Source organism: Collinsella aerofaciens, assembly GCF_040926405.1.
GTDB lineage: Bacteria > Actinomycetota > Coriobacteriia > Coriobacteriales > Coriobacteriaceae > Collinsella.
In genome coordinates this window covers 1,228-10,535 of the sequence record NZ_JBCOIG010000040.1, presented here as the reverse complement: position 1 = coordinate 10,535, position 9,308 = coordinate 1,228, and the positions used below count along the sequence as shown (strand labels likewise).

The window sequence follows — 9,308 nt, the reverse complement described above, 5'->3', positions numbered from 1 at the left end:
ACCTGGATGCCCTCGACGTCCTCGGTGTAGACGTTGCCGGCGATGTGGTCGCGGCGGTCGATGACCAGGACCGACTTTCCGGCTCGTCTGGCGGCGTTGGCGAAGACGGCGCCAGAGAGGCCGGCACCGACGACGAGGTAATCGTACTGGGACATGGATGTGCTCCTTTTGATTTGGTGTTGGGTGGGGTTAGCGGAACAAGCGCAGCTGGTTGAGTTGTGCTGGTGAGTTGTTTCCAGATTGGTAGTATAGCAGATGGGGATGGACTTCATCTAAGGTGCTCGATTCTTGTTTTGATTTGTATCAACCTTTGTATCAGTTGAAAACCTAACCCTGACTATCAACTTCATCCTTGAGGTGCTCAACTGAATATCGCGAAACGTACAGTCGATATTACGCATAGGCGTCTGGATTGGCATTGCTCTCGATGCCCTTTTGCTATTGGCGGTCTGCCCGAAACATTGACACGTCTTAGTCGCGTGCATGCTGACTTGGGATCCTCGTTGAAAATATCGGTGTAAGGGCGACGCCCTGCCGACAGTGGCATGATATTTACAGCGCCGATTGGTTGTGATCGACAACACTTCAATCGGGCGAATTCTCAAATCGGCGCTGTAGCTATTGCAGACTGACACCGCTAGCGTCTTGATAGATGGCGGCCCTTTGCGATTGAATGCTTCTAACTTAGTTTGAAGAGTTTCTTTAGCTCTTTTTGAATGCGATCTCGAACAGTGTTATGTACAAATGCAGGCTCACTTAATAGTTTTGTACTGCCACAAGTATGCTCACAATAATGGTTGCCGGGTCTTCCTAAAAGTCTTTCGCTGCGTAGACAGTTTTCCGCTCGTGTTTCAAATTCGCTACCGTAATATCCTCTTTGAGAATTATCCTCCGAAACTATTACTCTGATTTCGTTTTCATTTTCGACGGGAGATGGCGAGATTCGAATTTGCCTGTCTTGAGGGTATTCATCTTTTTTGGCAGGCTTTATACTAACGATCAAGTTAAAAGGTCCATCTGCATAGGCGGGTAAATATTTTCCGATATCCTCCATAAAAGCTTTGATGAATTGTCTATAAGATATTTCGCATTCGGCAAGGATGAATTTACACCACGTTTCACAGAGTTGATCTGAATATGAATCCCAAACCCAATGGCAACCTTTGCCTAAATTATCTGGAATGGGAGGAAGATACTGCAGATGGTCTTCATGGCCTAATTCGAGGATTTGGACTAGTATGGGTACTACCGAAATCGGTATATCTATGCTGGCTACATTGATGAAGTAAATTGGCTTCCCGTTGAGTGCCTGACCAATTTCCTTTGCCGTTATGTTGCGTAGACTGAGCTTTCGAGGCTGTCCCCCGCTTTCTCCGATATTGATTCGGCTTTTTCTAAGCGCTTCTTCCGCAAACCCGACTTTCATGGGTAATGGTTCGAAAAGCACGGTCTCTGCTGAGTTGAAAAAGTCTTCTAGATCATCGTTTATCATCGAGATGGCTAGCTCTCTTGCACAATCTATTCCTTCGTAGAGTCTATCTATTCGATAGACATGGGTTTCCGGTCGATCAGATGATCTTATCGAAATAATGGGTACGGTAAATCCATCAACGGTCTTCATCATCGGCCCCTGTGCATCATCGGTGATTCTGAGGCTTATATTTTCCTCACCAGGATGCTTTTCTTTTAGCGTTATTTGGGCAACTGTACTTTCAGCGCTATAGATCATTTCCATGCGTATCGGTGCGTCTTGTGAAGATAGGGTATGTCGGAACGGCATATAGGGTTTCATTTTTCTCAGATAGCGGTCAGAAATGTTCGTATAGGTTTTAAGCGCTTGCTCTGCAATTTTTGTCAGTTCATCCCTGCTCAACCGAGCTTCTAGTTCACTCGAGAGGTTCATACGTCCTCTAAGGCATTTCATGAATAAAGGAAGGTTGCTGTTTTCGAGATGATCAAGAATTGCCGTTTGTTTTGAAGCGTCTGTTGTGCAGCCGCATAGCATTATGAAGAAGTTCTCCAGCAACGGGTTTTCGAAGTGTTGTTTGCAGTAGGTAGTAATTGTCGTAATCGACTGACTTGATAGGAATTTTGCCGCCAAGTATTCCTGAAGAACTGAATGTGAAAAATCCACCACGCCATTGGAAATACTCAGGAGGCCAGATTCCTTTCCTGCTTGCGCTATGCGCTCGGCTTCGGATGGCGTTTGCTTGGTCAGAAAGAAGGCCCTCAATGGCCTGGGGCTTTCTTCTGTCATACACTCCAAGGCGTAAGATCCAAGCTGATATTTAAGATAATCGGAATCAAGTTCATCCCTATAAGCAATCTTAGCTTCAATCATTGAGTCAATACATGACTCAAAAATGGTTGCGAGATTTCGAGGAGCTGAATAAGTTCCTTTCTTTAGTAAATAGTCTGCTAAACAGGAAAGACGCAGGGGGTTATGCATCAGCTCTCGTCCAGTTTTGCTTAGATTTGCTAGCATGCTTCTTGGAGAGATGATTCCTCTTTGCTCAAGATAGTAGATTACGTCTTCGTCATTGAATTCTTGCAAACACATGCTTTGAATACCGATTCGCCCGCAATCTCTTTCGAAACGTGAAGAGCAAATGAGAAGGCTATTCGCATCAGCAGCGTATCGTGCCAACTCATCAAAGAAAAGGTCCCTGTCGCGTCGAACTTCATCTAGGCCGTCTACGATGAGCCTAAAGATTGAAATGTTGTCCCTTATAAGCGATATAGCCGCCTCGGATGCATTGCCAATGACTTCTTTTGCTATGCCCTCAATTAGACTTGAATAGCGGCGCGACCAACCTCGTGCTTCAAGGAATACTGGGGCTTCGTTTCGTTTGCGGACGAGCCAATCTTTTGCAAGTTCTGCTGTGATATTTTTCAGCAACTTGCTTTTACCCGCCCCGGGTTCTGCGTAGATGAGTGTAGGTTTCTGGTTAGTTAATATGGCTGCCTGCTGAACGGACGCCGATGAGCCGTTAATAAATAAACGCCTTGAAACGTTTGACCCGTTGCCGCCTTTTGCTAACCTGGCGCAGTAGCTTGATAGATATCGAAACAGCTCTGCTTGATCCAGTCGATTTGTCCCTAGAGCCCCGGAGATGGTATCGAGCTTCCTGCGAATAGCTTCGGTTCCCTCGGCGGCTTTCCTTGCCGCAAGAGACTCTTCTCCTGTAGCCATAATTAAATTTACGGAGTTCCAGAATTCTTCAACAAAATCGTAGGCAGATTTATCGAACTTGTCGCCGAGAAAAGTCCGTATTGCTTCATCCTTGTCTTTATCGAGGCAGGTGCGATGGGTCAATAGCTCTTCGACAAGATGAACATCTCTGAATTTCTGCGACAAATCAACGCTGGTGAGAATCATTGCTGCGCGCATAGCGGTTTCTTCGATAAGCTCTTCTACTGCCCGCCTTTTATTTATGCCTTGAATTTGTAATTTGCCCCAGTCAATAAACCGAGAAACCGCCTCTGATCCGACAAGGTCAATTGGATCCATGTTTACCGCCTTACAAAAAATGCGCCAACTCGGTTTTAATTATACGGTTAGCTGAGTCCCAAGCCCTTTCGACACCACCTATATTGCGGATCAGCGCCGCCGACGTCATCGACGTCCACTCGGCCGAATATTGCACCGCGATGGGCAGGGCCGAGACTCTCGAGGGGCGCGTCAGCCCCTGGGTCATCGGCGAGGGCCGCAATTTTGTCAAGACCATGAAGGGCCTGTCCGACCGCGTCGCCGACCCGGAAGACAAGCTGGATCAGACCACCGTCATGGACGACCAACTGGGCTGCCCAATCTTCTCGTGCGACATAGCGTAGGCCATCTTCCGCGCGCTGGGGACGCACGCGCCCTACGGCACCTACTGCTGCACCGGCTCGGGTGCGATTATGTGCTGGCGGACATTGCCCCAGCCGCCTTCTAGGCCGCCAGCGGCAATAGCGACAGGGTCGTGCCAGTCGGCAACGCCGACTACTACGCCAGCGCCGAGGGCGCCATCGCCCTGCGCCCGGTCCACTCCGCGCTCGACCTGTCCAAGCTCGAATTGATCGGCTTCCACATGCCCGACTGGGGGGGTAGGGCTGGGGGAGTACCTCGAGGCGCTTGCGGAATGAAACTGTCCCTCGGGGTGAGTCCCCCCGGGGACAGTTCTTTGCTTTCAATAATATTTACCCGGAGAGCAGCCACGCCTGGGCGGCGGTCCCGTTGGGCGCGTAGAGCCACACCCGGTTGCCCTCTGCGGTGGACTGCGCGTAGTCGTCGAGCGCCATGCCCGAATCGTCGACCTCGACGTAGCCGCCCTCGCAGGCCGATACGCGCCAGAGCTGGGACGCCGAGCCGTCCGCCTCGGCCAGCGCGGCCCGGTCGCCCGACTCGGTCAGCAGCGCCCCGCCCGAGGAGATCCTGTACGGGCTGGTGGCGGCGTCGCGCTCGAAGGAGAGGGCACCCGCGCCCGAGGACAGCGAGCAGCCCGATGCGGAGGCCGAGACGGCCATCCCCGCGTCGAGGGAGGACGCGACGCGGTAGGCGCCGTCCTCGATGACCCTCTCTAATGCTGCATTTTTGTATTCAGCTTTCAGGTCGTACTTAGCGCTCCATTTGCTGTTCGATTCTTTGGTGACGTCAGATGCCGCCGTAAGCTCAACATTTGCGTCGTTCGTCTTCCACTCCCTATGATTCATCGCATAAGCAACAATCCCATTCTGAATCCCCGAGATACTAGGCGGGAAAGACTGGTTGTCAGCATTGATGGAAAAGCTCTCTTCCTTGGCATCTAAGTGCTGCTGAACGCGGTCGGCATACTTCTCCGCCCATTCCTCTGCTTTACCGTTTCGCACAAAGTAATTGTTTGACAGATCGGTTGAACGGTAAGCATAGTCGTTCTTCTGATAGTTTGCCGTGTGGTCGGAGTGGGCGATTGCCATGAGCTCGTCGGTCAGGCCAAAGTACAGATGGCTCTGGTCCAGATCTCCGTACCAGTTGTCGCTGGTGTCGTCCCAGGTTAGGTCCATCTGGCACCATTTGCCGTCGATCTTTACGGCGTTCTAGGTGTGGCCGTTGCCGGTGATGCGGCCGTTGGCGATGCCCACGGCGTCAAGGAGCTTGGAGTAGATGCGCTGGTAGCTCTCGCAGGTGCCCTGGTGGCGCGTGAGGCCGCTTTCGGCCGAGCACCAGTTAAGGCTGTGGTCGTACTCCAGCTGGTCGAGCGTCCAGTCGTGGAGCCACAGCGCCATGTCGTATTCCGAGCCGTTTGTCTGTTGCCTGCACTGGGCCACGGCGCTGTTGACGATCTGCGTGACGCTGGGGCGGGCGGCGTCGTTTACGGTCACCTCCGCCGTGGTGCGCAGGTAGTAGATCCCCTTGTCGTTTTGGGGGTCGTTTCTGTCGTTGTCCATGAAGTAGAAGTAGATGCGGTAGGTGCCCGATGCCGTGAAGTCAAAGGTAAAGTCGTGGCCCGCGGTGCCCAGGCTGCAGTAGCTGGCCCATGCCGGGCGCGACGGGTCGCAGACGCTTTCCTGGCTGCCGCCGTCCCAATAGGTGGGCACGTCCATGCGCGCCTTGGCCTGGGACGAGCCGTTGGCCTGGGTTACGTGGAAGATCGTCGCGGTGCCCGCGGGGGCGTCGTTCCACGAGACGGTGAAGGTGAAGCCGTTTTGGGTTGCCGTGGCGGAGTGGGCGTAGGTGGTTTGTGACGTGGTGGAGATTGCGGCGGGCGTGGGGTTGGTGCGGGCTCGGAGGGATGGGGTGGGGGCTGTGGTGGCCGCGCCGGTTGCGGCGGCGGTGCCGGGGGTGGCGGTGTCTGTGGTGTTGGCGTCCGCGGGGTCGGTCTGGCTGGTGCCGGTAGATGTTGCGGTGCTGTCCTCTGCGGAATCTGCTGTCGCATTTGTGTTGGTGCCGTCTTCAGCCTTGTCTGTGCCGCTGCTCGTGGCGTCGGCTTGCGCCTGCTGCTCGGTGGTCTCTTGGGGCTGAATTGCCTCCGCGATGGCTGCCATGGGCATCGTCGCGCCGACCATGGACGTGCACGCGATCGCGCAGAGCAGGTAGTAAAGGGGTCGTTTCATAGCGGAGCCTCTCGGTGAGCAGTCAATAGGGTCCGAAGGCAGCTCCAGGCCTGCACTCCGCACATATTTTATTGGGGATTATTTTACGGGAACCCCAGTCAACATCAGCGAACTTTCTGGGGGATGTTGGGGAGGGGAGGGATGGTTGGTTGCCCGGTGACGTTGTGAATCGCGTTGGGTTGACTATGCCTGATGCGGCAAATCCAGCATAAGGCCGTCTCGCGCTTCTTCGAGACTCGCCACCGAGACCTTCCAGGAAAAGTCCGCAAGGCTGCTGCCTAGGTCAAGTTCTGCGTGGTCGTATTTTTCAATTTTGCAGCCTAGGTGATTCTCGTCTGGTAAAAGGCGACATTCGACCGGTCGCGACCCGATGATTCGATACTCCTTCTGATATGCGTACTTGGGTGTTTTGATAACGAGATTGTGCGGGATGCCCTCAAAGATCTCGCGTATCAGTTTTGGCCCGGGAACGCCGTAGGAGATGGGACCGTGGGCGTAGATGCTTCCGTCGTCGGTGGTGTGTCTGTCGGCGAGGCGCGCGAAGCTGTCGTACTGCACAATGCCGATCCATCCGTCCTCGCATCCGAACTCCTGGATCATGCGTTTCGGGATTTTCACGGCGTTGTCGACGATATCGTTCTCGCGGACCGTATACATGCAGTAGATGGGCAGGGAAGTATATCTGTAGAGGCGCACCCCGGGAGCCATGGAAGCTTCGAGCGGATCGCCCTGTTCGCCAGGCAGGCCATGATAGTAGCCGGCCGCGTTCATGTAGAGGCGACCGTTTATTAGGTCGTCGATGTATGCTTCCTTGGGTGCAAACTTGAGTAGGTATGCGATGCCGTCTTTGAGCATAGAAGATCCTTTCTTGGGTGGAGGTGCCCTGGGTCGCTTTGTGCGCCCGGGTTGTTTGCCGCCAAGGTAAGGCCGACTGGTGGGATCTTCGTGCGGGAGTGGTGCGGGTCGCTGGTGTTGCCCGGGGGCTGTGATCGCCCTCGGCGTCTGGGGTGCATGTCTGTGGAGCGTTCCGGGGGGGGGCTGTTTCCGGGCAGGGGAGTGTCGGCTGCTGCCAGCTAATAACGAAATTGGGGGCGAGCTCACAGTTGAGGCTGTCCTGCGCAACCTCAGCGGGGCTACGTTCTTCAGACGCGTGTTGGAAGTGGTGCGGAGTGTTAGGGCCTCGCCGCGATGTCGAACGGTACGGTTATCAAGGATTTGCTCAGCGTCAAGTTCGAACTTCCGGTGTGGGTGCAAAGTGGATTGGGACAGGACGGATGATTGGGGCCATCTTCGAGCTTGCAGGTGAAATAGGGGCGGCATAGGATATCTAATGATATTCAGGTTTGGGATGCGGACCGACTCGCTTCGAATCGGGCTTACATCAACTTTCTCGACACTATCGTATGAGAGGAATCTGGTATGAAGATTGATTTGCATTGCCATACCATCAAGGCGAAATCGGGCGATGGAGGGCGCGATATTGACCCGGCCAGCTTGGCTGAGGCCTTAGCAGGCAACCAGGTTGGTATCGCCGCCATTACAAACCATAACCTCTTCGACCTTTCAATATTCAAGCAATGCGTAGCTGAAGCGTCAGCCAAGGGAATCGATCTCTGGCCGGGCATAGAGCTTGATATTCGAGGCAAGTCTAGGGTTGTCGGCCATGTAATCGTTATTGCTGACCCCGTGCATGCGAAGCAGTTTTCTGATGTCTGTAATGGCCTGGTTCAATGCACACATCCTGATGATTTTGTTCTTGATTGGGATAAGCTTGCCGGCGCATTTGTCGGACAAGGGTTCGATTTCATCGTGATATCTCATTACCGTCCCTTCAAGGGCAAGTCTTATAAAGATAAGGCACTGCCTTACGCCGATAATCAAGCACTGAAAGCGAGTTTTCCAGTAGAAACCCCGTTCTTTTTCGAGCCTTCAAACCTTAAGCGCGCTGGCATCATGTATGCCGATGGGGTCGATTGCCTGATTGGCTCGGACGTCAAAGACTGGAGCAAGTATTGTGAGTGCTCCCTTCCTGAGATTAAACTTGAGGTCAAGAGCTTCAGCCAGTTTCTGCTCCTGCTTAGAAAGACACCTGAAGTTCTCAAATCCATTATGGACAAGAAAACGTCAGAGCAGGTTGAAATCACTTTGTTCGATGACGATGCGAAGCTTACCTTCCCCGTCTACAACGACGTCACCATCGTCTTTGGCGCCAAAGGCACGGGGAAGACGGCGCTTCTAAAAAAGATAGAGAATCATTTTCGGGCGAAGGGGTGGACCGATGTCTCTTCGTATTACGCGTCAGAAAACAATGACAAGTATAAACAAATGGTGAACGTGAATCCCAAAGAGGAGGACTTTGTTAAACTCGGCGTCGACGACGCGAGTGATAAATTCGCTGGCATCAGAGCGTGGAATGAACCGGCAGTAACTCCTTTTAGCAATTACATCAGCTGGGAAGAATACAGTGTCGAGAAAAAGGACACGGCTCGCTTCGGATTTGCCTTGGCTTCTGCACCTGTAGAACCGGACCTTGACGCGATGAGATGTCTTATCGATGACTATAAGACATTGATATCTAGCGCTAATAATATTCTTAACAACAAGATTGTTGAGGCTTGCTTGAGTTCTAACGAATTCAGTGAACTTAGATCTGCTGTTCTGAGAGTATGTATGAACGCGCAATCCTATGTGCGATCCGGTTTCGTTGACGCCTACGCACTTCATCTCGAGTGTTTTACAGTCAAGAAAATGAAAAGTTACATCACTGCGCGAACGGGGAGTCCTACAAAGCCTTCCGGAACCGGGTTTTCGGCTTTTGCCTTAAGCTACAAAAAGGCGAGATCCATTTTGAATTCGATTTCCGATTCTTTTCAAAACGAGCCTTATGAGGAAAAAGTGGTACTCGGACGTCTGGCTGAAAAGGGCGACGTTGTACAACATCGAAAATACTTAATAAATCCGTCGCAGGGAACGAAGGTCTCTTATCTTCGCGATAAGGTGAAGGCCAAGAATCTAAAATCGTTGGTTGCGGCAATCGGCAATGCATCGGATACCGCCAAAACTCCGTGTGGGGCATTGGCCTCGAAAATAGCCGAGGTTAACAAGATGACAGATGAGATGGGAATTGCCTCGCTTAAGGACTGTCTGGGCGTTACCTCCTATGTGTCTTGTGGGGGAGATTCGAGCTATGAGCCCTCTAACGGGGAGAGGGCGATGATTGTTCTTGCCCATGC

At 52.5% G+C, this 9,308-nt stretch carries 8 protein-coding genes; 2 read left to right on the top strand and 6 right to left on the bottom strand.

What is annotated here, in order from left to right; translation table 11 throughout:
* Both AB5758_RS09210 and AB5758_RS09205 read right to left on the bottom strand, forming a co-directional pair.
* Positions 1 to 155: NAD(P)-binding protein (locus tag AB5758_RS09210; RefSeq protein WP_368141841.1), on the bottom strand; the 155-nt coding region annotated here is incomplete at its 3' end.
* A gap of 524 nt (positions 156 to 679) precedes the next feature.
* A complete protein-coding gene (locus AB5758_RS09205) occupies positions 680 to 3,511 on the bottom strand; it encodes an NACHT domain-containing protein (RefSeq protein WP_368152699.1) in 2,832 nt (943 codons plus the stop codon).
* 83 nt (positions 3,512 to 3,594) lie between these two features.
* On the opposite strand from AB5758_RS09205, the gene AB5758_RS09200 reads away from it, so the two are divergent.
* The gene (locus AB5758_RS09200; RefSeq protein ID WP_368141803.1) at positions 3,595 to 3,834 is read left to right on the top strand and encodes a hypothetical protein; all 240 of its coding nucleotides are present in this window, start codon (positions 3,595 to 3,597) and stop codon (positions 3,832 to 3,834) included.
* 41 nt (positions 3,835 to 3,875) lie between these two features.
* On the opposite strand, the gene AB5758_RS09195 is transcribed toward AB5758_RS09200, so the two are convergent.
* The 4 genes from AB5758_RS09195 to AB5758_RS09180 all read right to left on the bottom strand — a co-directional run bounded on the left by AB5758_RS09195 (position 3,876) and on the right by AB5758_RS09180 (position 6,930).
* Positions 3,876 to 4,073: a hypothetical protein gene (locus tag AB5758_RS09195; RefSeq protein WP_368141804.1), complete on the bottom strand. Its 198-nt coding sequence runs from the start codon at positions 4,071 to 4,073 to the stop codon at positions 3,876 to 3,878.
* A 109-nt stretch (positions 4,074 to 4,182) separates the two neighbouring features.
* On the bottom strand, positions 4,183 to 5,025 hold the full coding sequence (locus tag AB5758_RS09190) for an RICIN domain-containing protein (RefSeq protein ID WP_368141805.1): 843 nt from the start codon (positions 5,023 to 5,025) through the stop codon (positions 4,183 to 4,185).
* 33 nt (positions 5,026 to 5,058) lie between these two features.
* Positions 5,059 to 6,075, bottom strand: coding sequence for a hypothetical protein (locus AB5758_RS09185; protein WP_138375002.1), 1,017 nt, complete (start codon positions 6,073 to 6,075; stop codon positions 5,059 to 5,061).
* A gap of 183 nt (positions 6,076 to 6,258) precedes the next feature.
* Complete coding sequence (locus AB5758_RS09180) at positions 6,259 to 6,930, bottom strand: hypothetical protein (RefSeq protein WP_138375003.1); 672 nt, start codon at positions 6,928 to 6,930, stop codon at positions 6,259 to 6,261.
* A gap of 564 nt (positions 6,931 to 7,494) precedes the next feature.
* Here AB5758_RS09180 and AB5758_RS09175 point away from each other — a divergent pair.
* Positions 7,495 to 9,308 (top strand): PHP domain-containing protein (locus tag AB5758_RS09175; RefSeq protein ID WP_368155518.1); only part of this gene is annotated, 1,814 nt, incomplete at its 3' end.